The following is a 23714-nucleotide window of genomic DNA, read 5'->3' as shown; positions in this document are numbered from 1 at the left end:
GCTAATCCCCCCCTATGCGGACGGTGCGCGATTATCAGTATGTCTCAGCCGATGACCGGGGCGCCTCCGTCGCGATCGGCAATTTCGATGGTGTGCATCTGGGCCATCAATATGTGATCGATCTGGCACGGGGCCACGACGCCCCGCTCGGCGTTCTGACCTTCGAGCCGCACCCGCGGGAATTCTTCGCCCCCGAAGCCCCGCCCTTTCGGCTGATGAACGCGGAGGCCCGCGAGAACCGGTTGCAGAAGCTGGGGGTGGATCTGCTCTACGAGCTGTCCTTCAACCGCGCACTTGCGACCCTTGAGGCGGAAACCTTCGCGCGCGAGGTTCTGGCGGAGGGGTTGGGCCTGTCCCATGTGGTGGTTGGCGCAGATTTCTGTTTCGGCAAGGGACGCGCCGGAGATGCCCGGGCATTGCAGGAGTTCGGCGCGCGCTACGGGTTTGGCGTGACGATCGCGGAGATCATGAAAGGAGAGCTTGGCGCCGTCTCCTCGACGAATATCCGCAACGCGCTCACCGATGGGCGCCCGCGCGATGCAGCCGCGATGCTGGGTCACTGGCACCGGATCGAGGGCCCCGTGCTCCACGGGGAAAAACGCGGCCGTGAACTGGGATATCCGACGGCGAACATGTCCCTCGCGGGCCTGCATGTGCCGAAACTGGGCGTTTATGCGGTTCTGATCGACGTACTGGATGGCGCGCATCGGGGCACATATCACGGGGTCGCCTCGCTTGGCGTGCGCCCCATGTTTGGCGGAGAGACACCCAATCTTGAAAGCCATCTCTTTGATTTCAAAGGGGATATTTACGGAGCGGATCTGTCCGTGGGCCTCATCGACTTTCTGCGCCCGGAGGAAAACTTCGACGGAATCGACACCCTGATCACCCAGATGGATGCCGACAGCGCCCGTGCGCGCGGCATTCTGGCTGCCCTGTGAGACAGCGGTTCTGGGACCGTGTGCCGATGCACAAGATGACCCCCGAGGAATGGGAGGCCCTGTGCGATGGCTGCGGTAAATGCTGCCTGAACAAGCTGGAAGACGAAGACACGGGCGAGGTCGCCCTGACCCGGGTCGCCTGCCGGTTGCTGGACGATCAAAGCTGCCGCTGCGGCCAGTACGAGATCCGCAAGACGCTGGTCCCGGACTGTATCCGCCTGACGCCGCAGTCGATGGGGGATGTGGCCTATTTCATGCCGGAAACCTGCGCCTACCGGCTGCTCCATGAAGGCAAACCGCTTTACTGGTGGCACCACCTCATCTCTGGCGATCCCGAAACGGTGCATGAGGCGGGCATTTCAATACGCGGCATCACGGTGCCGGAGTTCGAGGTGCCAGAAGAAGACTGGGAAGACTACATCATCGAGGAGCCGGGCACATGATCTTTGCCTCAGACAATACCGGCCCGGCGCATCCGCGCGTGATGCAGGCCGTGATGGCCGCCAATGAGGACTACAAGCTGCCCTATGGCAATGACGACGTGACCGAGGCGGCGGTGAAAGGCGTGCGCGATCTGTTCGAGGCGCCCGAGGCGGATGTGCAGTTTGTGCCAACCGGCACGGCGGCCAATGCGCTGGCCCTCGCGGTTTTGGCCAAGCCATGGGATGCCGTGTTCTGCCACCGCATCGCCCATGTCGAAGAGGATGAATGCGGCGCGCCGGAGTTCTATTCCGGCGCCAAGCTGGTGCTGGTCGAAGGCGATGAGGCGCGGATCGACCCGGACGCGCTGGAAGACGCGATCCAGACCTGCCTGGGGCGCGGCGTGCATGGGGCGCAGCCCGGGCCGGTGACGCTCACCAACATCACCGAGGCGGGCACGGCCTATTCGCTGGACCAGATGGCCGATGTCATCGCGGTGGCCAAGCGCCACGGGCTGCCGGTGCATCTGGACGGGGCGCGCTTCGCCAATGCCTGCGCCGCGCTTGGCTGCACCCCGGCCGAGATGAGCTGGAAACTGGGCGTCGATGCGGTGAGTTTTGGCGGCACGAAAAACGGCTGCCTTGGGGTTGAGGCGGTGGTGTGTTTCGACCCGGCCAAGGCCCGTGAGCTGACCCTGCGCCGCAAACGCGCCGGGCATCTGTGGTCGAAAACCCGGTATCTCTCGGCGCAGATGGGGGCCTATGTGGCGGACGGTTTGTGGCTTGAGATGGCTGAGGCCGCCAATGCGCGGGGCGCCGAACTGGCGGCGGGCCTGCGCAACATGCCGGGTGCGGTGATCCATCACGAGGTGGCCGCCAACATCGTCTTCGCCAGCCTGCCGCGCGCCGCGCATCAGCGAGCGTTCAAAGCCGGGGCGCGCTATGGCGTGACAGGCGACATCGACAGCGGCGCGCCGGAGGCGCTGTTGCGCTGCCGCCTGGTCTGCGACTGGTCGTTCGACCCTGCGCAGATCGACAAAGCCCTGGCGCTTTGGGCAGGCTGAGGGCCAACTTTCCTGGAAGGGATTGGGCCCGGGGATCACCCGCCGACAAAGCCGCGCATCGCTTGCGCGGTGTCCGCCGCGTGGGTGATCGGCACCATATGCCCGGCCCCGTCGACGATCACCCGCCGCGCATCCGGCAGGTCCCGTTCCAGACGCGCCTGAATCTCACCGATCACCGGGGCCGAGGCGCCGCCTTCGATCAGCAGCACCGGGCAGGCGACCTGCGCCAGCCGCGGCAACAGGTTCGCGGCATCCTGGTGCAACACCTTATGCCCCGCCGCGATCAATGGCATTCTTGGCACGATGTACCGCCGCTGCGCCTCCGGCAGGGCGTCGAACGCCGCCCCACCGCCCCAGGCCGCCATGAACACCCGGGCCGCCGCCTCCAGATCGTCCGCCGCAAAGGCCGGGTCCAACCCCGCCAGCGTCTCGTCATTGGCCCGGCGCGCGGCACTGTCTCCGACGGCGGCAAACAGGACCGGTTCGATCAGGGTCAGGGTCCGGACCCGCGCGGGGTGTTCAATGGCGATCCGCAGGGCCACCGTCGCGCCAAAGCTGTGACCGACGAGATGGCACGGCGCATCGGGAAAATGCGCCAGCGCGTCGGCTTTGGTCTGGCTGTGAAAATCCTGCGCCGGGTCGTAGTCGGGCGCTTTGCCATGCCCGACCAGATCGGGAGCGGTCAGGGTCAGGCGATCGGACAGCGCCCGCGCCAAGCCATCCCAGGCCCCGGCATGGGCCAGCGAGCAATGCAGCAAAACGGCGTGCTCCGCCCCCTGCCCCCAGACCCGTATACTCACAGATTGCCCGATAGGTAGCGGTCCAGATCGTCCAAACGATCCTGGCCCCAGAAATGCGCGGTTCCGTCGACCACAAAGAACGGCGCGCCGAAGACGTTGTTGGCCACGGCATCCTCCAGATTGCGGGCATATTCCTCGGCGCCCTGCAACATACCGCTATCGGCCAGCGCCGGATCGAACCCCGCCGCCGACAGGGCCGCGCGGATCACATCATCCTCGGCGATGTTCTTTTCCCCTGCCCAGACCGCCTCGGTAAGTTCAGCCAGAAGCTTACCCAGATCGCCGCCGCCGGCTTTTTGGGCAGCTATGAGCGCGTAGGAAGACGGTGCGGGATTGGTGGGCCAGAACGCCGGCTTCGGGTTCAGCGGGCGGCCCAGACGGTTCGCCCTCCGCACCATGTCCTGAAGGCGATAGGCTTGCCGGGAGGGGTGGCGATCCTTTGGCGGAAGCCCGCCTGTTCGGGCGAAAAGGGCCATGATATCCAGCGGCTTGTAGGTAAGCGTGGCGCCGTGCCTGGCGGCGATCTCCTCCACCGTGCCGGAGGACAGATAAGTGAAAGGCGAAATTGTCGCGAAATAGAAGTCAATATGGGCCATTGCTGCCTCCGGTTTTGGCTTTGCGCGGAGGGTAGCCGGATGCTAGGGGGTGTCAACGCATCAAAGGGCGGGAAAACTGCCCGAAACAAGGGACATCTGCCAATGCCAGCCACCGACCCCAAACTCATTTCCGGCAATGCCAATCGCAAGCTGGCAGACGCCATTGCAAGGCGGATGTCGATGCACCGGGGAATGCAGGTGGGGCTGGTCGACGCCCGGGTCGAGCGGTTCAACGATCAGGAGATCTTCGTCGAGGTCTACGAGAATGTCCGCGGCGAGGACATGTTCATCATCCAGCCGACTTCCAAGCCCGCGAATGACAACCTGATGGAACTCTTGATCATGGCCGATGCGCTGCGCCGTTCCTCGGCGTCCCGGATCACGGCGGTCATCCCCTATTTCGGTTACGCCCGGCAGGACCGGCGGACCAAGGCACGCACCCCGATCAGCGCGAAACTGGTTTCGAACCTGATTGCCGAAGGCGGCATCGAGCGGGTTCTGACGATGGATCTGCATGCCGCGCAGATCCAGGGCTTCTTCGACATTCCGGTGGACAATCTCTATGCCAGCCCGATCTTCGCGCTGGATATTCTGCACCAGTTTGGCGGCGACATGTCCGATGTGATGGTCGTATCCCCCGATGTGGGCGGCGTGGCGCGCGCCCGCGAACTGGCACAACGGATCGGCGCTCCTCTGGCGATCGTGGACAAGCGCCGCGAGAAAGCCGGCGAAGTGGCCGAAATGACCGTTATCGGCGACGTCACGGAGAAGAAATGTGTGATCGTTGATGATATCTGTGACACCGCTGGCACACTCTGCAAGGCCGCCGATGTTCTGTTGGGTGCAGGCGCTACCGAAGTTCACGCCTATACCACCCATGGCGTTCTGAGCGGCCCGGCCGTGGACAGGATCACCAACTCCGTCCTGAAATCTCTGGTCATCACCGATACGATCGAAGCGACACCGGAAGTGGCGGCCTGCAAGAACATCCGCATCTGCCCGACAGCCCCGATGTTCGCACAGGCGATTCTGAACATCTGGAACGGCACCAGCGTTTCATCCCTTTTCGATACGGACACTCTGATCCCGATCTATGAGGGGTTGTATCCGAACGGAATGTACGGGCGCTAGACGGCGCCTTTTCGGGACACGGACGCAAGGAGACCGAGGAACCCCCTCAGTTTCTAAGCCTTACAGCCTAATAGAGCGTCCACTCATCCTCGCCGACGATCTCGCCAATGGCCATCCAGTCGGCGCGGACGCGGGCGATACGGCTGTCACCCCAGGTCCGAAAAACGATCTCGAACCCTTCTAGCGTGATGTTCTCGGCCTTCAGATCGGCGCGCTGGTTGGTCTTCCCGTCGGTATCCCACATGCTGAACGCAAGATGGACCACCGGAAGGGCTCTGAACGCTTCGGAGAACTTCGCGGCGAAGCGCGCCTCCCGCGGCCCCTCGCCCGTCCACATCTGGCCACCATTCTCGAAATCAGAGAACAGCAGTGGGGAGCCTTGATCGACCCCGATCAGATGAGTTCTGAGCCGTTTCATCGCCTGTCTTTCCTGCACGCTGCCGACAGCCTAGACGACCATACCGATGACATAATGATCAAAAAAAGGAAAAATAGTGCAGCCCCGGGTGTAGTGGCCCCGCCCGGGCGGACCGGACGAGGCCAGGGTGTTCGCTCAAGCGTGGCTCAACTGGCGCTGACCTGATCGCGCAACGCCGTCATGTCGGCCACCAGCTTGGCGGCGGCATCGGCGCTGGTATCGCTGGCTGCATCGCGTTTGGCCTCGGCCTCGGCAACCAGTTCCGCCATGATCTCGTCGGTGACTTCGGAAAGCGGCATCGCCTGCTCGGCAAGGATCGTGGTGGCCGGACCGGACACATCCGCGAACCCGCCCGTAACGGCGAACTGGAGCCTTCCCTCGGCGCTTTCAACCGTCAGCACACCAGGCCGCAGTGTCGTGATCGTCGGCGCGTGATCCGGCATGGCAGTCATATCGCCATCAGCACCGGGGATCTGCACGGAGCTTGCCTGCACCGAAGCCAGACGGCGTTCGGGCGAAACAAGATCGAACTGCATCATATCGGCCATATCGGCCCCTCCTTACGCGGCGTCTGCGGCCATTTTTTCGGCCTTGGCGACCACGTCTTCGATACCGCCGACCATGTAGAACGCGGCTTCCGGCAGGTGATCATATTCACCGGAAACGACAGCCTTGAAAGACGCAATGGTGTCCTCCAGCGGCACCTGAACCCCGGGGGAGCCGGTGAACACCTGCGCCACATCGAAAGGTTGGCTCAGGAAGCGCTGGATCTTCCGCGCGCGCGCCACGGTCAGCTTGTCCTCTTCGGAGAGTTCATCCATCCCGAGGATCGCAATGATGTCCTGCAGCGACTTGTAACGTTGAAGGATGCCCTGCACTTCGAAGGCCACATTGTAATGCTCTTCGCCCACAACAGCGGGATCCATTAGGCGCGAGGTGGAATCGAGCGGGTCCACAGCCGGATAGATGCCGAGCTCCGAGATTGCCCGCGACAGAACGGTGGTCGCGTCAAGGTGAGCAAAGGATGTGGCCGGCGCGGGGTCTGTCAGGTCGTCTGCAGGCACATAGATCGCCTGCACCGATGTGATCGAGCCCTTCTTGGTCGAGGTGATCCGCTCCTGCATCTGGCCCATGTCAGTGGCCAGCGTCGGCTGATACCCCACGGCCGAAGGGATCCGGCCCAGAAGCGCCGACACCTCGGAACCCGCCTGCGTGAAGCGGAAGATGTTGTCGACGAAGAACAGAACGTCGGTGCCCGAGCTGTCGCGGAAGGATTCCGCCATCGTCAGGCCCGACAGCGCGACCCGCATCCGCGCACCCGGCGGCTCATTCATCTGGCCATAGACCAGCGCCACCTTGGATTTGGTCAGATCATCGGCGTTGATGACCCCGGATTCGATGAATTCATAGTAGAGATCGTTGCCCTCGCGGGTCCGCTCGCCCACACCGGCGAAGACCGAATAGCCCGAGTGCACCTTGGCAATGTTGTTGATCAGTTCCTGGATCAGAACGGTCTTGCCAACCCCGGCCCCGCCGAACAGGCCGATCTTGCCACCCTTCGCGTAGGGCGCCAGCAGGTCGATCACCTTGATACCGGTCACAAGGATCTCGGAAGCGGTAGATTGTTCAATGAATTCCGGTGCTTCGGCATGGATCGAGCGGGTTTCCTCGGCGCCGATCGGGCCTTTTTCGTCGACCGGGTCGCCGACCACGTTCATGATCCGGCCCAGTGTGGCGTCGCCGACCGGCACGCTGATCGGGCCGTCGGTGTCAGTCACTTCCTGCCCGCGGACAAGGCCCTCGGTGGCATCCATCGCGATCGCGCGAACGGTGTTTTCACCAAGGTGCTGCGCCACTTCGAGGACGAGCTTCTTGCCGTTGTTGTCTGTTTCAAGCGCGTTCAGGATCTCCGGCAGGTGATCGTCGAAATGCACGTCCACGACGGCGCCGATGACCTGGGTCACTTTGCCTTTTGCGTTTGCCATGTGGTTGTCTCCAGCGTTGTCGTTAGAGCGCCTCGGCGCCCGAAATAATCTCGATCAGTTCATTGGTGATGACCGCCTGACGCGACCGGTTGAACTGGATGGTCAGCTTGTCGATCATCTCGCCCGCGTTGCGGGTCGCGTTATCCATCGCGGACATCCGCGCGCCCTGCTCCGAGGCGGCATTTTCCAGCAGCGCGGTGAAAATCTGCGTGGCCACACCCCGCGGCAGCAGATCCTCCAGAACCGCCTGTTCGGAAGGTTCGTAGTCGTAGAGTGTGCTGTCGTCGCCGGCTTCGGACGCGTCGAACACTGCCGGGATCACCTGCCGTTCGGTCGGAACCTGGCTGATGACGGATTCAAAACGGCCGTAGTAAATCGTGGCCACATCGAACTCACCGCCATCGAAACGGCCCAGAATATCGGCCGCGATCTTGGCCGCATCCGCATAGCCCACGCGCTTCACCTCGGTCAGGTCGACATGGCCGACCATGTGATCAGCATAGTCGCGCTTGAGCTGATCCCGGCCCTTCTTCCCAACGGTGAGGATCTTCACCGTCTTGCCCTGGCCCAGCAACTCGATGATGCGGGTACGCGCCAGCCGGACAATCGAGGAGTTGAACCCGCCGCAGAGCCCACGCTCGGAGGTCATCACAACCACCATATGGGTCTGGTTCTGCCCGGTTCCCGCCAGAAGCCTCGGCGCGCCTTCGGCATTGCCGACCGACGCGGCAAGCCCGCTCATCACGTCTTCCATCTTCTCGGCATAGGGGCGCGCCATCTCCGCCGCTTCCTGCGCCCGGCGCAGTTTTGCGGCGGCGACCATCTGCATCGCCTTGGTGATCTTGCGGGTCGATTTGACCGACTCGATCCGGTTTTTTAAGTCCTTGAGACTTGGCATGGACCGGTCCCCTTACGAGAAATCAGCGGCAAATTCATCCAGAACGGCCTTGAGGCGGTCCGACGCGTCACCCTTGATTTTCGGATCTTCATTGGTCAGCCAGTCCAGCACATCGCTGTGTTTGCCGCGCATATGCTTCAGAAGCCCCTGCTCGAACCGGCCCACATCCTTCACGGCGATCTTGTCGAGATAGCCTTCGGTGCCCGCGAAGATGACAACTACGATTTCCGCGTTGGTCAGCGGCGAATACTGCGGCTGTTTCATCAGCTCGGTCAGGCGGGCGCCACGGTTCAGAAGACGCTGCGTCGAGGCGTCGAGGTCGGAGCCAAACTGCGCGAACGCGGCCATTTCACGATACTGCGCCAGTTCCAGCTTCACCGGGCCGGCAACGGATTTCATGGCGTTGGTCTGGGCGGAGGAGCCCACGCGGCTAACCGACAGACCGGTGTTCACGGCGGGTCGGATACCCTGGAAGAACAACTCGGTTTCAAGGAAGATCTGGCCATCGGTGATCGAGATCACGTTGGTCGGAATGAAGGCCGACACGTCGCCGCCCTGCGTTTCGATGATCGGAAGCGCGGTCAATGAGCCTGCGCCGTGATCCTCGTTCAGCTTCGCCGACCGCTCCAGCAGGCGCGAGTGCAGGTAGAACACGTCGCCCGGATAGGCTTCACGTCCCGGCGGACGGCGCAGCAGAAGCGACATCTGACGGTAGGAGACAGCCTGTTTCGACAGATCGTCATAGACGATCAGCGCGTGCTTGCCGTTGTCGCGGAAGTATTCGGCCATGGCGGTGGCGGCGTAGGGCGCCAGAAACTGCATCGGCGCGGGATCGGACGCGGTCGCCGCGACCACGATGGAATACTCGATCGCGCCGCTTTCTTCCAGCTTTTTGACAAGCTGCGCGACGGTCGAGCGTTTCTGGCCCACGGCCACGTATACGCAATAGAGCTTCTTGCTCTCGTCGTCGCCCGCGGCGTCGTTATAGGATTTCTGGTTAAGCATCGTGTCGAGCGCCACGGCGGTCTTGCCAGTCTGGCGGTCGCCGATGATAAGCTCCCGCTGGCCACGGCCGATCGGGATCATTGCGTCGATGGCTTTCAGACCCGTGGCCATGGGCTCGTGCACGGATTTGCGCGGGATGATGCCCGGCGCCTTCACATCCGCCACCCGGCGCTCGGTTGCCTTGATCGGGCCCTTGCCGTCCAGCGGGTTGCCGAGACCGTCCACCACACGCCCCAGCAATTCCGGGCCTGCGGGCACGTCCACAATGGAGTTGGTCCGCTTGACCGTGTCGCCTTCCTTGATGTCCCGGTCGGAACCGAAGATCACGACACCCACATTGTCGGATTCGAGGTTCAGGGCCATACCCTGGATGCCGCCGGGAAACTCGACCATCTCGCCGGCTTGAACATTGTCGAGCCCGTACACACGCGCAATTCCGTCGCCCACGGACAGGACACGGCCCACCTCGGCAACTTCGGCGTCCTGACCGAAACTCTTGATCTGTTCTTTCAGGATCGCAGAAATCTCTGCTGCTTGGATCGCCATATTATCCGACCTCTTTCATGGTGTTTTTCAGGGCGTTGAGCTTCGAACGGATCGAACTGTCGATCATCTTCGAGCCAACTTTGACGACAAGACCGCCAATGAGGCTTTCATCGACGGTCGCATTCAGGTTCACATCCTTGCCGACCGACGCTTTCAGCGCCTTGGACAGCTTTTCGGACTGGGTCTTGGTCAGCGGTTTGGCCGACACGACATCGGCGGTCACTTCGCCTTTGTGCTCGGCGATCTTTTCACGCAGGGCGCGCAGCAAGGCAGGCAGCACGAACAGCCGCCGCTTCGACGCCATCAGGCGCAGCGTGTTTCCGGTCATGTCATTCAGGCCCATCGCCTTGGCCACGGCGCCGATGGCCGCCTCGGTCTCGTCGCGGCTGTAGATGGGGGAGGTGATCAGATCGGTGAGATCGTCGCTTTCGGCAAGCGCGCCCTCAAGCGCGGCCACATCGGCTTGCAACGCATCCAGCGCTTTTGCTTCGGTGGCCAGTTCAAACATCGCGGTCGCGTAGCGCGCAGCAATGCCCATTGAGATCGAAGCAGGTTCGGACACGTCCACCCTTTCAGTATTTTGGCCCAGGCCGCGCGAGGGTCGCGCCCGGGCAGTTCGCGTGTTCAAGCGGGTGGAGCGCCCGCCTTTTCCCCAAAATCGCCGTTGATCTAGCAGAGGGGTTGGCTTGCTGCAACCGCCACAGTTATCGGGCAAATTACGGCCATTTCCTTTGTTTTCAAGGCTTTGCTCACGCAGCGTAAAACTGCGACGCTTTGAAGCTTAACACGATAGGCGATTTCTATGGAGAAATCTGCGATTCTGCAGGTGCTAAGGCGCGTGGCGCCCCGTCAGACCCGCGGGCGTCGGCACACCGTCAAGCACGCGCAGGGGCCGGCGCACCCGTTCGGCCAGGCCGGGGCGGGTGGGCGCATAGACCTGTTTCGAGGCTTCGACCAAAATCACCCCGCCCGCGTAATAGGACGAGAGCCTGCGGCCCATCTTCTCGACCATCTCCGCCGATTTCAGCCAGGCCCGGCGCTGACTTGGGGGTGCGAAAAGGGCTGCGGCGTGGCGTTCGGGCACGAAGTCATGGCGTTTCAGCTGCGCTTCAAGCTGGCTGAGGCTGTAGGGGCGGCCGAAGCCGAAGGGGGTCACGTCGCGCCGCGCCCACATGCCGGAGCGGTTCGGCACGATGAAGAGCGCACGCCCCCCCGGCCCCAGCACCCGCGCGCATTCCTCCAGCACGGCGGAGGGATGTTCCGATGTCTCCAGCCCATGCAGGCAGACGATGCGGTCGGCAAACCCGGTCTGGACCGGCCATCTGCCTTCGCGGCACAGGACCGAGACGTTTTCCAGCCCTGCGGGCCACGGCATCACACCCTGCTCCGCGGGCATCAGGCCGATCACCCGGCGGGCATCTGCCAGATAGGGGCGCAGCAGCGGCACGGCGAAGCCGAAACCGATCACGGTCTGTCCCTTCGCCTCGGGCCACAGCGCCAGAACCTGATCGCGCACCGCTTTCTGGGCAATCCGCCCCAGCCGTGTCCGATAATAGAACTGGCGCAGGTCCAGAACATCAAGATGCATTGCAAACCCCTTGGCCGTGCGCGACGCTGCACCGGCACCTTAGCTGCAGCGCCGGAGATTACCATGACCGACAGAGCCCAGATTGTGACCATTCCCTGCCTCGGCGACAATTACGCATTCCTGCTCCACGATCCAGAGAGCGGGCGGACGGCGCTGGTGGACGCCCCCGAGGCCGGTCCGATCCAGGCGGAACTGGACGCCCGCGGCTGGACGCTGAGCGACATCCTGATCACACATCACCACGACGATCATATCCAGGCCGTCGCGGCCTTGCGCGGGGCCGGCCAGGCACGGGTCTGGGGTGCGGGCGCTGATCGGGAGCGCCTTCCCCGGCTCGATCACGAGCTGGCCGAAGGCGACACCGTCCGGATCGGCGGGCTGTCGGGCCGTGTGATCGAAGTGCCGGGGCATACAATCGGCCATATCGCCTTTCATTTTCCCGATGCAGGGGCGGTATTCACTGCCGACAGCCTGATGGCGCTCGGGTGCGGACGGCTGTTCGAAGGCAGTGCGGAACAGATGTGGGACAGCCTGCAGAAGCTTGCGGCCCTGCCGCCCGAAACGCTGGTTTGCTCGGGACATGAATACACCATGTCGAACGCGAAGTTCGCGCTGAGTATTGAACCGCAGAACGCCGCGCTTATCTCTCGGATCGAGAAGATCAGGGCGGCGCGGGCGGAAGACACGCCCACCGTTCCGAGCAAACTGGCCGACGAACTGGCGACAAACCCCTTCCTGCGTGCGCATCTGGACGACCTGAAATCGGGGATCGGGATGTCGGGCCAGCCCGATGTCGAGGTTTTCGCAGAGATCCGGGCCCGCAAGGACCGGTTCTAGGCCCCAGCCAGTGACTGCCCGATTTCCGGGCACGCGCGGCTCGCGGCAAGTAAAAAAGGGCGCTCTCGCTGAAGTTACGATCCTGTAACGTACTATTTGAACAGAAATGCCTTGAAACCCGTCGGTAAAAACCGAAGCTTAACACTATGAGGCCATAGTCGGCGGGCCAGTCCATGGATCCGCTGCACATGAAAAGGAGCACCTCACGTGCCGTCGTTTTCGAACACCCTTGAGCAGGCCATTCACGCAGCGCTGGCACAGGCCAATGCGCGCCGCCACGAATTGGCGACCCTCGAACATCTTTTGCTGGCATTGCTGGATGAACCCGATGCCACCAAAGTCATGAAAGCCTGCAGCGTCGATATCGAGGCGCTGCGCGAAACCCTCGTGACCTTCATCGACGAGGATCTTTCGACACTCGAAACGGATGTGGAGGGTTCCGAAGCGGTGCCGACCGCCGCGTTTCAGCGGGTGATCCAGCGGGCTGCGATCCATGTCCAGTCGTCGGGCCGGACCGAAGTGACCGGCGCCAATGTTCTGGTCGCCATATTTGCCGAACGGGAATCTAATGCCGCCTATTTCCTGCAGGAGCAGGATATGACCCGTTATGACGCGGTGAATTTCATCGCCCACGGCGTGGCAAAAGATCCGTCTTACGGCGAGGCGCGCCCGGTGACCGGGGCCTCGGACATGGAAGAAGAGACCAATCAGACTGGTCAGGACGGCGGCGGAGACGGCGATCAGAAGGAATCGGCACTTGCGAAATACTGTGTCGATCTGAACGCCAAGGCCCAGAAGGGCGAGGTCGATCCGCTGATCGGCCGCGACCACGAGGTCGAGCGCTGCATCCAGGTGCTGTGCCGCAGACGCAAGAACAACCCCCTTCTGGTGGGCGATCCGGGCGTCGGCAAAACCGCGATTGCCGAGGGTCTGGCACGGAAAATCGTCTCCGGTGAGACGCCCGAAGTGCTGTCCGGTGCCACGATCTATTCGCTCGATATGGGTGCGCTGCTTGCCGGCACGCGGTATCGCGGCGATTTCGAGGAGCGGCTGAAGGCGGTCGTGACCGAACTGGAAGATCACCCCGACGCGGTGCTCTTCATCGACGAGATCCACACCGTCATCGGGGCCGGAGCCACTTCCGGCGGGGCGATGGACGCCTCGAATCTTCTGAAACCTGCCCTTCAGGGCGGCAAGCTGCGCTGCATGGGCTCGACCACTTACAAGGAGTTCCGCCAGCATTTCGAGAAGGACCGCGCGCTGAGCCGCCGGTTCCAGAAAATCGACGTGAACGAACCTTCGGTGGAGGATGCGGTCAAGATTCTGCGGGGCCTCAAGCCCTACTTCGAGGATCATCACGACATCAAATACACCAATGACGCGATCAAGACAGCGGTGGAATTGTCCGCGCGCTACATCAACGACCGGAAGCTGCCGGACAAGGCAATCGACGTGATCGACGAAGCTGGTGCCGCGCAGCATCTGGTGGTCGAATCGAAACGCCGCAAGACCATCGGCGCCAAGGAGATCGAGGCGGTCGTAGCCAAGATCGCCCGTATTCCGCCAAAAAACGTCTCCAAGGACGATGCAGAAGTGCTGAAGGATCTGGAGGTGACGCTGAAGCGCGTGGTCTTCGGGCAGGACAATGCGATCGAGTCGCTGGCCTCGGCCATCAAACTGGCCCGCGCCGGGCTGCGGGAACCGGAAAAGCCGATCGGCAACTACCTCTTCGCGGGCCCCACCGGCGTCGGCAAGACCGAGGTGGCCAAGCAACTGGCCGATACGCTCGGCGTGGAACTGCTGCGCTTCGACATGTCGGAATACATGGAGAAGCACGCGGTCTCCCGCCTGATCGGCGCGCCACCTGGATATGTGGGCTTCGATCAGGGTGGTCTTCTCACCGATGGCGTGGACCAGCATCCGCATTGCGTACTGCTGCTCGACGAGATCGAAAAGGCGCATCCGGATGTCTTCAACATCCTGCTGCAGGTGATGGACCACGGCACCCTGACCGACCATAACGGCCGCTCGGTCGATTTCCGCAATGTGGTTCTGATCATGACTTCGAATGCGGGCGCGACGGAACAGGCCAAAGCCGCGATCGGCTTCGGCCGCGATCGGCGCGAGGGCGAGGATACGGCCGCCATCGAGCGGACATTCACGCCGGAGTTCCGCAACCGTCTGGACGCGGTCATCTCCTTCGCGCCATTGCCGAAGGAGGTCATCCTGCAGGTGGTGGAGAAATTCGTTCTGCAACTCGAAGCGCAGTTGCTGGACCGGAACGTCACCATCGAGTTGACGAAAGCTGCCGCAGAGTGGCTGGCCGAAAAGGGGTATGACGACAAGATGGGCGCCCGCCCGCTTGGGCGCGTGATCCAGGAGCACATCAAGAAGCCGCTGGCCGAAGAGCTCTTGTTCGGCAAGCTGGCCAAGGGCGGCAACGTCAAGGTCGGCCTGAAAGACGGCAAGATCGACCTGCGGATCGAAGAGCCCGGCAGCCCGCGCCTGTCGTCGAAGAAAAAGCCGCCCTTGCTGACGGCGGAATGATCCGGCGGCATATGATCGGTGTTTCGGCGGTCCTGCTCGGGGCCGCCGTTTTCACATCCGCGGCCCGCGCGGAGCCGCCTGCGCTGCACTTCCCCGTAGATTGCACTCTGGGCGAGACCTGTTTCCTGCAGCAATTCGTCGACCGGGATCCCGGGCCGGGCGCACGGGATTTCACCTGCGGGCCGCTCAGCTACGATACCCATCAGGGAACCGATATCCGCCTTCCCGATCTGGAGGTCATGGCCGCGGGCGTGACTGTCACCGCGGCGGCGCCCGGCATTGTGCGCGGTACGCGCGACGGGGTGGCGGACCTGGGCCGCGCCGCCATGGTGGACGGCCAAGAATGCGGAAACGGCGTGGCGATCACCCATGCGGACGGCTGGGAAACCCAGTATTGCCATCTTCTCTTGGGCAGTGTCTCCGTGACCACCGGAGACAGGGTTGCGGCGGGCACGCCGCTCGGGTTGATCGGGCTGTCTGGCAATACGGAGTTTCCGCATCTGCACCTGACACTCCGCCGGGACGGGCAGGTCGTGGACCCTTTCTCCCCCTCCGACATCACCCTTTGCGGCACGCGGGAGGCACAGCTCTGGGCCGAGCCCATCACGCCTTCAATGGGCGGGTTTCTGTCTGCCGGGTTTTCTGCGGCGCTTCCCGAATTCGATGAGATCAAGGCGGGCCGCGCCGATGCGGTCACCCTTCCGGCGGCCAGGTCCGGGGCGCTCGTTCTTTGGGCGAATGTCTATGGCGGGCGGGCGGGCGACGTGCTGACGCTGACCATCACCTCGCCGGACGGGCGCCCGTTTCACGAGCAATCCGTAACGCTGGAGCGGACGCAGGCGCAACTCTTCCGCGCAGCCGGCAGACGGGCCCCGGCGGGCGGCTGGCCAGCGGGGCGGTATTTCGGGCAGATTACGCTCACCCGCGGAGCGCGCGACATCGACCGGATCGAAGCGGACGTGACGCTTCGCTAGCGTTCGGTCAGCTTCATCTCGATCCGCCGGTTCTGAGCCCGGGCCTCATCGGTGTCCTCGGCATTGATGGGCCTGTATTCGCCGAACCCGGTGGCGGCCAGACGGCGCGGCGGAATGCCCAACTCCTCGGACATGTAGAGCACAACCGACAGCGCGCGCGCCTGGCTGAGTTCCCAGTTGTTCGCAAACTCGCCGAAGCCCGACAGCGGCGTGTTGTCCGTATGGCCGTCCACCCGGATGATCCAGTCGATACTCTCGGGGATCTCGTCGGCGATCTCGGTCAGCAGACCGGCCACATTGGCGATCTGCGCGCGCCCCTCGGCGGCCAGCTCGGCCGAAGCCGGGGCAAAGAGAACCTCGGAAGAGAAGACGAAGCGGTCCCCCTCGATGCGCACCCCTTCCCGACCTTCCAGAAGATCCCGCAAGCGGCCGAAAAACTCCGACCGGTAGCGTTCCAGCTCCTCGGCTTCTTCGGCCAGACGTGCCGCCTCGGCAGCCTCCAGATCTGCGCGTGCGCTTTGCTCCGTCGCCAGTTGCGCCAGCGCCGCGTTCAATTGCGCGCCGAGGGTTTCGATCTGAACCTCGGCCTCCGCGTCGCGCGCGGCGGATGCATCCAAGAGGTTCTGCAACCCGCCCAGTTGGGCGCGCAGTGCCGCGACCTGTTCGTTCAGCGCGGCCACCTGCCGCTGGCTATCCGCCGACAGCGCTTCGGCAGCCTGCAATTCCAGATTGGCCTGTGCCAGAAGCGCCGCGCGCGTTTCCGCTTGTGTCAGGCTGCTCTCCAGATCCGCCTCGGCAAGGCGCTGCGCCGCAAGCGCCTCCGCCAGCGCAAGTTCCAGCGCCGAAAGTCGTTCCGCCTGCCCCGCCGCGTCCCCCTGCAACGCCGCTGCGCGGGCCTCCGCCTCGGCCAAAGCGACCTCAAGGGCGGCGGCTGTCTCGGCCTCGCTCGCGCCTTCGGCAAGCGCCGCGGCCAGCCGGGCGGCAAGGTCGTCCTCCGCCTGATTGGCCGCGGCCAGCAGCGTCAGGGTTTCCTCGGCCTGACGGCGTTGTTCTTCCAGCGCCAGCGCCATCGCGGTCAGTTCGGCATCGGCGTTTTCCAGACGGGACCGCAACGCCTCCGCCGCCGCGGCCTCGGTCAGCCGGGCGGCCTCCTCGGCGCTCAAGGCCGCTTCGGTATCCTCCAGACGCTGACGCAGGGCTTCGGCGGCCGCCAGCTCCGCCAGACGTGCGGCCTCCTGCTCGCTCAAATCCGCTTCAAGATCGCCGATCCGGGCGCTCAGCCCGGTGGTTTGGGCCTCCGCCTCCTGCAAGGCGGCAAGGGTCTGGGCAAGCGTCACCTCGGTCTGGGCGACCTCGGCCTGCAAGTCGGCCATCAATGCCTCCAGCGCCGCGCGCTCCGCCGCGGCGCGGCGCGCGGCCTCGGCCGCCTCGTCGACCTCGGAGCGCGCCGTTGCCAGCGCCAGTTCCAGCGCCTCGGCCTCGCTGATCCGCTCGGTGATCTCGGCGCGGGCCGCATCCCGGTCGGCGGTCAAATCCGTATTGGCCGCGATCAGAGAGGCCACCTGCTCCTCGAAACTGGCGATACGGGCGGCCTGCGCCGCGCGTTCGGCGCCGAGCGTGGCGATCAGGGCAGCCTGCGTTGCCACCTCCGCCTCGGCCTCCGACAGGCTGCTGCCAAGGGTTGCCACGCGCGCCTCCAGCCGCGCATTGCTGCCCTGGGCCAGTCCAAGCGCGTCAGCCAGTTCATTGAGTTGCGCATTCAGCGCGTTCAGTTCGTCATCCTGGGTGCTGATCTCTTCGCGCAGCACGTATTGCACAACCATGAAGATCGTCAGCAGAAAGATCATCACCATCAGCAGGGCGGTGATCGCATCCACGAAACCGGGCCAGATCGAGGCAGTGAGACGTGTCCCAGCCCGTCGCTGAAAGGCCATCGCCGGTCACTCCCCGCCGCTGCGGGCCGGGCGCGGGCGACGTGGCGGCGCCGGGTCCGAGGCGGCACGGGTAAGCGCGCGCAAGGCCTCGGTCAGCTCCTGAAGATCGCTGCGCAGGACGCTGATCTCCTCCTGCCGGCCGGCGCCCATTTCTTCGAAGATCTTCAGCAGCTGCACGTCGATGGAGCGCAGGCGCATCCGGCTTTCCGCGTCGATCCCGCTTTCGCCTTGTGTCGCGGCCAGAACTTCGGAGAGCCGATCCTGCGCGGCGGCCAGCCGCTCGGTCGCCTCCACAGGGCCGGGACCAAGCCGGTCGGTCAGCGCGGCGACGGAATTCGACATGTCGATCATCCGCGCCTCGGTTTCCGCCCGGCGGCTTTCGGATTGTGCAAACAGGCTCTGAAGCGTGTCGATCTGATCCACCATATGGTCCAGCACGGTCGCGATGGCGCCCCGATCCACGCCTCCGCCATCCCCGTCTGCAGAGGAAAACCCGACCCGCGTGATGGTGGACAGCCATTCCTCCATCTCCCGGTAGAACCGGTTCTGGCCATGGCCCGCGAACAGCTCAAGCAGGCCCACCACCAGCGAGCCTGCAAGCCCCAGAAGGGAGGAGGCGAAGGCGGTGCCCATACCGCCCAACTGGTCCTCCAGCCCGTCCATCAGGCGGCCAAAGACGGCAATTCCCTGTTCGCCTTCGGTCGGTTGCAGGCTGCGGATCGTTTCCACCACCGCCGGAACGGTGGTCGCCAGCCCGAAGAACGTGCCCAGAAGACCCAGAAAAATCAGAAGGTTGGCGATGTAGCGCGTGATATCACGGCTTTCCTCCATCCGCGCGCCGACGGAATCGAGGATCGAGCGGGAAGAGGAGGACGTGAGCTGCATCCGCGCGCCACGACCGCGAAAGACGCCGGACAGGGGCGCCAGCAGACGCGGGGCGCGGTCCATGTCGTGATCGTCCCGGTCAGTTGCGACACCCTCGATCCAGGCGACCGAGGAAAACAGCTGCAGAACCTGCCAGAAACAGGCCAGAACCCCGACCACGAAAACGATGGCAATGGTGCCGTTCAGATAGGGGTTGGCCAGAAACACCGGCTCCACGCGCGGATAAACCAGCATGCCGCCAAAGCCGACGAGACCGCAGATGATCAACATCAATACGATCTGCCGAAGCGGTCGGGTGAAACGAGGCGCCGGGGCGCCGTCTGGTCTGCTCGTCATGGCTGGTCTTTGGCCATCCTGAATGGGTGCGTGCAGCCTACTAGGCTTGGGGCGGCGTGCCAACACCCATGCACCTAGGCGGTGTCGATCAGCTCCCGGACCCGCGCGACCAGCCAGTCCATGTCGGCATCGGCCAGATCAAGCTCTCTTAGATGGGCGGCGGTATTGTAGAGGTATTCCGCGTTGGCGCCCTGATTTCCATGGGCGCGGGCGATGATCCGGGCCTGCTGTTCCAGATCGAGCGCGCCTGCATATTGCCGGTGATCGCGGTTGATCACATAGGTCAGCGCCTCGACCCCGCCCTCGCAATGGAAGGTGACGGGCAGGCGTGCCTCCAGATAGGCCGCCGAGATCAGCTCGCGTTCCCGCAGATAGGCCAGTACGGCGTCTTCCTGACCGGGCACGACCCTGAGCGCCACGCCATCGCAAGAGGCACCATCCGCAACGTCTAGCGCCAGCACAAGGCCGGGATCGGTCTCGGTACCGCGATAATGGACCGAGGACATGCAGAAACTGCGGTGCCAGCCATCGAGCCGCGCAAGTCGGCGTTCGGCCACGTCGAACCCGGGCCGCCAGAGCAGCGAGCCATAGCCGAAAACCCAAAGCTCATCAGACATCGGAGATGGTCCTTTCCTGACCCCTTGCCTATATGCAGGACAGGAGCGGATTTGAAGGGGAGAGATCGGGCCATGAAAGTCTGGCTTTGGATCCTCGGGATCATCGGGCTGGCCTGGTCGGGCATCTGGTTTGCCGGTGCCTATGGCACTGAACGGGTGATGGGTGCCTGGCTGGAGGCACGGGCGAACGAAGGCTGGCTGGTGAATTACCGGAGCCTGGAGACGGCGGGCTATCCCATGGCCTTCCGGACAACCCTGACGGAGGTGGAACTGGCCGACCCGGAAACCGGATGGGCCTGGATCGCGCCCCGTTTCGAGATCACCCAGCCCAGCTACAAACCCCACCGGATCGAGGCGGTCTGGCCCGCGGAGCAGACGCTCGCCTCTCCTTTCGAACGTCTGGATATCACCAGCGGCGCCATGGAAGCGGTGGTGCAGGTCCGCCCCGGCGGCGATCTGGCTCTCGATCAGTCCCGGGTCACGCTGGCGGAGATGGTCATGTCCAGCACCGAGGGCTGGCAGATGGCGCTGGCCGACGCGACGTTCCAGATGATGCGCGAGGACGGAGCCGAGTCCAGTTATGAGATCCTGTTCGAAGCGAACAGTCTGACACCCCCCGCACCCTTGCAGGCAGTCCTGAACCCCGCGGGCATCCTGCCCGACGCGATGGAGCAGATGCGCTTCGATGCGGTGATGGGGTTTGACCGGCCCTGGGACCTGTCGGCGCTGGAGCAGTCGCGGCCGGGCATCACCCGCATCGATCTTGCCGATCTGAGCGCGAATTGGGGGGATCTGTCACTGCGTCTTGCGGGGTCGATGGATGTGGATGCCGAGGGTTACCCGACCGGGGAGATTTCCGTGCGCGCCCAGAACTGGCGCGAGATGGTCGAGATGGGGGTGAATGCAGGCGCGATCCCGGCGGAAACACGCGGCGGGATCGAGCGGGTTCTGGCGCTGGTCGCCGGCTTGTCGGGGCGCGAGAGCGATATCGACGCCCCGCTCAGTTTCCGCAACCAGCGGGTGTTTTTCGGGCCGATCCCGATCGGAACCGCGCCGCAGCTTGTGTTGCGCTAGACGCCGCGAGGCGCGGCGGTATCCTCAGTAGGAAACGCGCGGCCCGCGCCCTAGCGGCAATAGGGCCCCGAGCGATAGCCCGCCACATCAAAATGGAAGTGGTCCTGGTGGAAACGGTCCGAATTCGGGCCGAGCACGGTGCCGAACGGGCCGCAGGCCGCGCGATGAAGGCGTTGCATCAATCGCCCGGTACTGCCGCGGCGCCAATCCGTCAGCACGGAGAGTTCCTGCCCGTTGACCAGCCCGATGGCCGCGATGTCGATCGCATTGCCCGTGGAATGTTCGCTGAGCCTTGCGCCGGGGCGGCTGTTGCGGGTGCGGCAGGAGTAGGAGGCGACAACACGCAGCGAGGCGATGCCACCGCCCGTTCGTCCGACGGCCGGAATCGCACCCTCGTTGAGCCACTCCTGCAAGGCGCGCGCCGCATCGCAATTGATGGTCGCAGGCTGGTTCAGCGTCACACCGTCAATCTCGCGCACACGCACCGGCTCAGCGATGCCGCAACCCTGAATTCGCCCGGTGATAGGCGAAAGCGTCTCTCCCACGATACCGGGCCTGCCGCAGAGCGAGCCGCGCCGCCCCGGCTGCGCGACCCGGCTCGGCGTGGTTCTGGCGGCTGCGGCGCGGACCTGTCGTTCAAGACCATCCGGGCGGATCTGCGGCCTGAGCGACCGCACCACCGCCAGCCGTGTGGCCCCGGCGATGGTGCGCACCTCCACTGTTCTGCGACCAAGGCCGAAAAGCCCGCTGCGCTCGATCACCTGCACGGTTTCGCCCGTGGCGGCGGGGGCGTCGGCTGCGGCACTGCGCGCGGCCATCTGCGCCGCCGCCGTCCGCGCGGGCGCAGGGCCGCCGCCGGGCCGCTGCGTCGGGCGCAGCGACTGACGGGGCGCATGAGCCCCTGCGCGGATCACCACCTGGGCGGTGCGGGGCGCATCGGCGGCCCCAGGCGGGATGGCGGCGCGGTCTGTGGTTGCGGGCCGCGGGGATGGAAGCGGGGACCGGTCGGGCGCCTGGGCCAGCGCCGGCGCGCAAAGGGAAAGGGTCAGAAGAAACACCGCAACGGGCTTCATTCCGCCGGCCCGTCCTTGCGCTGTCCGATGCGTCCGAAGTCGGGGGCATCGGTATCCTGCCCGGCTTCGATGTTTCCACGGCGGATGGCGCGGGTGCGGGTGAAATACGCATGCAGATGATCGCCGTCGCCGGTGCGGATCGCCCGCTGCAGGGCGAACAGTTCCTCAGTGAAGCGGCCAAGGATCTCCAGTGTCGCCTCCTTGTTGGACAGGAACACGTCGCGCCACATGGTCGGATCGCTGGCGGCAATCCGGGTGAAATCGCGGAAGCCCGCTGCGGAATACTTGATCACTTCGCTATCGGTGACGCGGCGCAGATCGTCGGCGACACCCACCATCGTATAGGCGATGAGATGCGGAGTGTGCGAGGTGACGGCAAGCACCAGATCGTGGTGATCGGGGTCCATCTCCTCCACATTTGCGCCACAGCCCTCCCATAGCGCACGCAGCTTCGCCGTGGCGGACGGATCCGTACCCTCGGGCGGGGTCAGCAGCACATAGCGGTTGTCGAACAACTCCGCGAAGCCGGACCGGGGGCCGGAATGCTCCGTTCCCGCCAGAGGATGGCCGGGGATGAAATGGATGCCATCGGTCAGATGCGGGCCGACCTGCGCGATCACGTCCTGCTTGACCGACCCGACATCGGTCAGCGTGGCGCCCGGTGCCAGATGCGGTGCAATCTCGGCCGCGACCGCACCCATGATGCCAACGGGCACAGCCAGCACCACCAGATCTGCGTCGCGGACAGCTTCGGCGGTGGTGTCGACAACGCGGTCACACAGGCCGATTTCGCCCGCGATCTTCCGTGTTTCGGCGGAGCGCGCGGTACCCACGATCTCACCGGCAAGCCCGGCCCGGCGCATCGCATGCGCCATGGATCCCGCAATCAGGCCAAGGCCTATCAGGGCGACACGGGCGTAGATCACGCTCATAAGGCCCCCTTGAACCTGGCCATCGCATCCAGCACGCGGGTCACGTCATCGGGCGTGCCCACTGTGATCCGCAACGCCTCGGGATAGCCGTAACCCTTGACCAGACGCACCAGAATCCCCTCCGATTTCAGATGGGCATCGGCCGCCAGCGCTTCGGCCTCATCGGAGAACCGGGCCAGCACGAAATTGGCGTGGCTTTCATCGGCCGGGATACCAAGTTGAGCCAGCCCACCTTGCAACCGCGCCCGGCCTTCCGCATTCATCCGGCGGCAGGTCTCTACGAATTCCCGGTCGCGCACCGCGGCCTCGGCTCCGGCCAGCGCGACCTTAGACATGTTGAACGGTCCGCGGATACGGTTCAGCACGTCGATCACATGCTGCGAGGCATAACCCCAGCCCACGCGCAGGCCGCCAAGCCCGTAGATCTTGGAGAATGTGCGCGTCATCACCACGTTTTCGCGCGCCTCCACCAGTGTCGCACCGCCATCATAGCCGTCGGCAAACTCCGCATAGGCGCCATCGAGAACCAGCAGGCACTGGGCCGGAACGCCATCGGCCAGCCGGGTCAGCGCGTCGGTGTCCAGAAAGGTCGGGCTGGGGTTCGCCGGGTTGGCCAGATAGATCAGCCGGGTGGCCGGCGTTACCGCGGCCAGAAGCGCCTCCACATCCACCGTCCGGTCCTTTTCCGGCGCGACCACGGGCGTGGCCCCGGCCGACAAGGCGAAGATCCGGTACATCGAAAACCCGTGTTCGGGATAGAGCACCTCATCGCCCGGGCCCGCGAAGGCCAGCGAAAGAAGGGTCAGAACCTCGTCGGAACCCACGCCGATGATGATCCGGTCAGCCTCGAGGCCGTGAACCTCGGCAATAGCCTGCCTGAGCGCGGCATGATCGGTGGACGGGTAGCGGTGCATCTGGGCCAGCGCATCCTGCATCGCCGCCACCGCCTTGGGGGACGGGCCGAACGGGTTTTCGTTCGAGCTGAGCTTCAGCGGCTCGTCGATGCCGGCTAGGGTGCTGGCACCACCCTTGTAAAGCGCGATGTCGAGGATGCCGGGTTGCGGGCGGATCGGAGCGGACATTGGCAGCATTCAACCGAAAATGGACAGGTTTC

General features: G+C 64.3%; 23 protein-coding genes. 8 read left to right on the top strand and 15 right to left on the bottom strand.

Features of this window, described 5'->3' with window-relative positions; translation table 11 throughout:
• Nucleotides 1-14 precede the first annotated feature (14 nt).
• Genes D9R08_RS04045 through D9R08_RS04035 form a run of 3 tightly spaced genes read left to right on the top strand, consistent with a single transcriptional unit; the run spans nucleotide 15 to nucleotide 2424 of the window.
• Nucleotides 15-941 (top strand): bifunctional riboflavin kinase/FAD synthetase, encoded by a 927-nt coding sequence (locus tag D9R08_RS04045; protein WP_121896675.1) that lies wholly within the window; start codon nucleotides 15-17, stop codon nucleotides 939-941.
• The gene (locus D9R08_RS04040) at nucleotides 938-1384 is read left to right on the top strand and encodes a YcgN family cysteine cluster protein (protein WP_121896674.1); all 447 of its coding nucleotides are present in this window, start codon (nucleotides 938-940) and stop codon (nucleotides 1382-1384) included. Before D9R08_RS04045 ends, D9R08_RS04040 begins: the two co-directional genes overlap by 4 nt.
• Nucleotides 1381-2424, top strand: a complete 1044-nt coding sequence (locus D9R08_RS04035; RefSeq protein WP_121896673.1) for a threonine aldolase family protein — start codon at nucleotides 1381-1383, stop codon at nucleotides 2422-2424. Before D9R08_RS04040 ends, D9R08_RS04035 begins: the two co-directional genes overlap by 4 nt.
• Before the next feature lie 35 nt (nucleotides 2425-2459).
• Here the strand turns inward: D9R08_RS04035 and D9R08_RS04030 are convergent, their stop codons facing one another.
• Nucleotides 2460-3224, bottom strand: coding sequence for an alpha/beta fold hydrolase (locus D9R08_RS04030; RefSeq protein ID WP_158598921.1), 765 nt, complete (start codon nucleotides 3222-3224; stop codon nucleotides 2460-2462).
• Complete coding sequence (locus D9R08_RS04025) at nucleotides 3221-3820, bottom strand: 2-hydroxychromene-2-carboxylate isomerase (RefSeq protein WP_121896671.1); 600 nt, start codon at nucleotides 3818-3820, stop codon at nucleotides 3221-3223. Before D9R08_RS04025 ends, D9R08_RS04030 begins: the two co-directional genes overlap by 4 nt.
• 102 nt (nucleotides 3821-3922) lie before the next feature.
• Here D9R08_RS04025 and D9R08_RS04020 point away from each other — a divergent pair, with 102 nt between their 5' ends.
• Nucleotides 3923-4951 (top strand): ribose-phosphate pyrophosphokinase, encoded by a 1029-nt coding sequence (locus D9R08_RS04020; protein WP_121896670.1) that lies wholly within the window; start codon nucleotides 3923-3925, stop codon nucleotides 4949-4951.
• A 67-nt stretch (nucleotides 4952-5018) separates the two neighbouring features.
• Here D9R08_RS04020 and D9R08_RS04015 read toward each other — a convergent pair whose 3' ends face one another.
• The 7 genes from D9R08_RS04015 to D9R08_RS03985 form a co-directional block, all read right to left on the bottom strand.
• Nucleotides 5019-5369 (bottom strand): H-type lectin domain-containing protein, encoded by a 351-nt coding sequence (locus tag D9R08_RS04015; protein ID WP_121896845.1) that lies wholly within the window; start codon nucleotides 5367-5369, stop codon nucleotides 5019-5021.
• 146 nt (nucleotides 5370-5515) lie between these two features.
• Nucleotides 5516-5917: a F0F1 ATP synthase subunit epsilon gene (locus D9R08_RS04010; RefSeq protein ID WP_121896669.1), complete on the bottom strand. Its 402-nt coding sequence runs from the start codon at nucleotides 5915-5917 to the stop codon at nucleotides 5516-5518.
• 12 nt (nucleotides 5918-5929) lie between these two features.
• A complete protein-coding gene (atpD, locus tag D9R08_RS04005) occupies nucleotides 5930-7354 on the bottom strand; it encodes a F0F1 ATP synthase subunit beta (RefSeq protein ID WP_121896668.1) in 1425 nt (474 codons plus the stop codon).
• A 22-nt stretch (nucleotides 7355-7376) separates the two neighbouring features.
• The gene (locus tag D9R08_RS04000; RefSeq protein ID WP_121896667.1) at nucleotides 7377-8252 is read right to left on the bottom strand and encodes a F0F1 ATP synthase subunit gamma; all 876 of its coding nucleotides are present in this window, start codon (nucleotides 8250-8252) and stop codon (nucleotides 7377-7379) included.
• A 12-nt stretch (nucleotides 8253-8264) separates the two neighbouring features.
• Nucleotides 8265-9803 carry a F0F1 ATP synthase subunit alpha gene (gene atpA / locus D9R08_RS03995; protein ID WP_121896666.1) on the bottom strand — a complete coding sequence of 513 codons (1539 nt, stop codon included), beginning with the start codon at nucleotides 9801-9803 and terminating at the stop codon, nucleotides 8265-8267.
• Between the two features lies 1 nt (nucleotide 9804).
• Nucleotides 9805-10365: a F0F1 ATP synthase subunit delta gene (locus D9R08_RS03990; RefSeq protein WP_121896844.1), complete on the bottom strand. Its 561-nt coding sequence runs from the start codon at nucleotides 10363-10365 to the stop codon at nucleotides 9805-9807.
• Nucleotides 10366-10632: 267 nt separating this feature from the next.
• Nucleotides 10633-11391, bottom strand: a complete 759-nt coding sequence (locus tag D9R08_RS03985) for a class I SAM-dependent methyltransferase (RefSeq protein ID WP_121896665.1) — start codon at nucleotides 11389-11391, stop codon at nucleotides 10633-10635.
• Nucleotides 11392-11454: 63 nt separating this feature from the next.
• Here D9R08_RS03985 and gloB point away from each other — a divergent pair, with 63 nt between their 5' ends.
• The 3 genes from gloB (at nucleotide 11455) to D9R08_RS03970 (ending at nucleotide 15749) form a co-directional block, all read left to right on the top strand.
• A complete protein-coding gene (gene gloB / locus D9R08_RS03980) occupies nucleotides 11455-12228 on the top strand; it encodes a hydroxyacylglutathione hydrolase (protein WP_121896664.1) in 774 nt (257 codons plus the stop codon).
• A gap of 207 nt (nucleotides 12229-12435) precedes the next feature.
• Entirely contained in the window at nucleotides 12436-14775 is a 2340-nt protein-coding gene (gene clpA / locus D9R08_RS03975) for an ATP-dependent Clp protease ATP-binding subunit ClpA (RefSeq protein ID WP_121896663.1), read from the top strand.
• On the top strand, nucleotides 14772-15749 hold the full coding sequence (locus D9R08_RS03970; RefSeq protein ID WP_233557211.1) for a M23 family metallopeptidase: 978 nt from the start codon (nucleotides 14772-14774) through the stop codon (nucleotides 15747-15749). Before clpA ends, D9R08_RS03970 begins: the two co-directional genes overlap by 4 nt.
• Here D9R08_RS03970 and D9R08_RS03965 read toward each other — a convergent pair.
• The 3 genes from D9R08_RS03965 to D9R08_RS03955 form a co-directional block, all read right to left on the bottom strand.
• Nucleotides 15746-17683 (bottom strand): peptidoglycan -binding protein, encoded by a 1938-nt coding sequence (locus tag D9R08_RS03965; RefSeq protein ID WP_121896662.1) that lies wholly within the window; start codon nucleotides 17681-17683, stop codon nucleotides 15746-15748. The two genes, D9R08_RS03970 and D9R08_RS03965, sit on opposite strands and share 4 nt — an antisense overlap.
• Nucleotides 17684-17689: 6 nt before the next feature.
• A complete protein-coding gene (locus D9R08_RS03960) occupies nucleotides 17690-18904 on the bottom strand; it encodes a biopolymer transporter ExbB (RefSeq protein ID WP_121896661.1) in 1215 nt (404 codons plus the stop codon).
• A 74-nt stretch (nucleotides 18905-18978) separates the two neighbouring features.
• The gene (locus D9R08_RS03955) at nucleotides 18979-19521 is read right to left on the bottom strand and encodes a gamma-glutamylcyclotransferase (RefSeq protein ID WP_121896660.1); all 543 of its coding nucleotides are present in this window, start codon (nucleotides 19519-19521) and stop codon (nucleotides 18979-18981) included.
• A 72-nt stretch (nucleotides 19522-19593) separates the two neighbouring features.
• Here D9R08_RS03955 and D9R08_RS03950 point away from each other — a divergent pair, with 72 nt between their 5' ends.
• Nucleotides 19594-20595 carry a DUF2125 domain-containing protein gene (locus D9R08_RS03950; RefSeq protein WP_121896659.1) on the top strand — a complete coding sequence of 334 codons (1002 nt, stop codon included), beginning with the start codon at nucleotides 19594-19596 and terminating at the stop codon, nucleotides 20593-20595.
• Nucleotides 20596-20645: 50 nt separating this feature from the next.
• Here D9R08_RS03950 and D9R08_RS03945 read toward each other — a convergent pair whose 3' ends face one another.
• From D9R08_RS03945 to hisC, 3 genes are read right to left on the bottom strand one after another with little or no spacing between them, the layout of a single operon-like run.
• Nucleotides 20646-21668 (bottom strand): extensin-like domain-containing protein, encoded by a 1023-nt coding sequence (locus D9R08_RS03945; RefSeq protein WP_121896658.1) that lies wholly within the window; start codon nucleotides 21666-21668, stop codon nucleotides 20646-20648.
• Nucleotides 21665-22600 carry a prephenate/arogenate dehydrogenase family protein gene (locus D9R08_RS03940; protein WP_121896657.1) on the bottom strand — a complete coding sequence of 312 codons (936 nt, stop codon included), beginning with the start codon at nucleotides 22598-22600 and terminating at the stop codon, nucleotides 21665-21667. Before D9R08_RS03940 ends, D9R08_RS03945 begins: the two co-directional genes overlap by 4 nt.
• A complete protein-coding gene (gene hisC / locus D9R08_RS03935) occupies nucleotides 22597-23682 on the bottom strand; it encodes a histidinol-phosphate transaminase (protein ID WP_121896656.1) in 1086 nt (361 codons plus the stop codon). Before hisC ends, D9R08_RS03940 begins: the two co-directional genes overlap by 4 nt.
• Nucleotides 23683-23714: the final 32 nt, after the last annotated feature.

This window comes from Rhodophyticola porphyridii (assembly GCF_003688285.1).
GTDB lineage: Bacteria > Pseudomonadota > Alphaproteobacteria > Rhodobacterales > Rhodobacteraceae > Rhodophyticola > Rhodophyticola porphyridii.
The sequence above is the reverse complement of the archived record's forward strand: the minus strand, read 5'-3'. Positions and strand labels throughout refer to the sequence as shown.

Bases quoted from the DNA above. Each gene is read 5' to 3' on its own strand.
- D9R08_RS04045 (WP_121896675.1), top strand. From the start codon at position 15: ATGCGGACGGTGCGCGATTATCAGTATGTCTCAGCCGATGACCGGGGC.
- D9R08_RS04035 (WP_121896673.1), top strand. From the start codon at position 1,381: ATGATCTTTGCCTCAGACAATACCGGCCCGGCGCATCCGCGCGTGATG.
- D9R08_RS04025 (WP_121896671.1), bottom strand. From the start codon at position 3,820: ATGGCCCATATTGACTTCTATTTCGCGACAATTTCGCCTTTCACTTAT.
- D9R08_RS04020 (WP_121896670.1), top strand. From the start codon at position 3,923: ATGCCAGCCACCGACCCCAAACTCATTTCCGGCAATGCCAATCGCAAG.
- D9R08_RS04015 (WP_121896845.1), bottom strand. From the start codon at position 5,369: ATGAAACGGCTCAGAACTCATCTGATCGGGGTCGATCAAGGCTCCCCA.
- D9R08_RS04010 (WP_121896669.1), bottom strand. From the start codon at position 5,917: ATGGCCGATATGATGCAGTTCGATCTTGTTTCGCCCGAACGCCGTCTG.
- atpD (WP_121896668.1), bottom strand. From the start codon at position 7,354: ATGGCAAACGCAAAAGGCAAAGTGACCCAGGTCATCGGCGCCGTCGTG.
- D9R08_RS04000 (WP_121896667.1), bottom strand. From the start codon at position 8,252: ATGCCAAGTCTCAAGGACTTAAAAAACCGGATCGAGTCGGTCAAATCG.
- atpA (WP_121896666.1), bottom strand. From the start codon at position 9,803: ATGGCGATCCAAGCAGCAGAGATTTCTGCGATCCTGAAAGAACAGATC.
- D9R08_RS03985 (WP_121896665.1), bottom strand. From the start codon at position 11,391: ATGCATCTTGATGTTCTGGACCTGCGCCAGTTCTATTATCGGACACGG.
- gloB (WP_121896664.1), top strand. From the start codon at position 11,455: ATGACCGACAGAGCCCAGATTGTGACCATTCCCTGCCTCGGCGACAAT.
- D9R08_RS03970 (WP_233557211.1), top strand. From the start codon at position 14,772: ATGATCCGGCGGCATATGATCGGTGTTTCGGCGGTCCTGCTCGGGGCC.
- D9R08_RS03965 (WP_121896662.1), bottom strand. From the start codon at position 17,683: ATGGCCTTTCAGCGACGGGCTGGGACACGTCTCACTGCCTCGATCTGG.
- D9R08_RS03960 (WP_121896661.1), bottom strand. From the start codon at position 18,904: ATGACGAGCAGACCAGACGGCGCCCCGGCGCCTCGTTTCACCCGACCG.
- D9R08_RS03955 (WP_121896660.1), bottom strand. From the start codon at position 19,521: ATGTCTGATGAGCTTTGGGTTTTCGGCTATGGCTCGCTGCTCTGGCGG.
- D9R08_RS03950 (WP_121896659.1), top strand. From the start codon at position 19,594: ATGAAAGTCTGGCTTTGGATCCTCGGGATCATCGGGCTGGCCTGGTCG.
- D9R08_RS03945 (WP_121896658.1), bottom strand. From the start codon at position 21,668: ATGAAGCCCGTTGCGGTGTTTCTTCTGACCCTTTCCCTTTGCGCGCCG.
- D9R08_RS03940 (WP_121896657.1), bottom strand. From the start codon at position 22,600: ATGAGCGTGATCTACGCCCGTGTCGCCCTGATAGGCCTTGGCCTGATT.
- hisC (WP_121896656.1), bottom strand. From the start codon at position 23,682: ATGTCCGCTCCGATCCGCCCGCAACCCGGCATCCTCGACATCGCGCTT.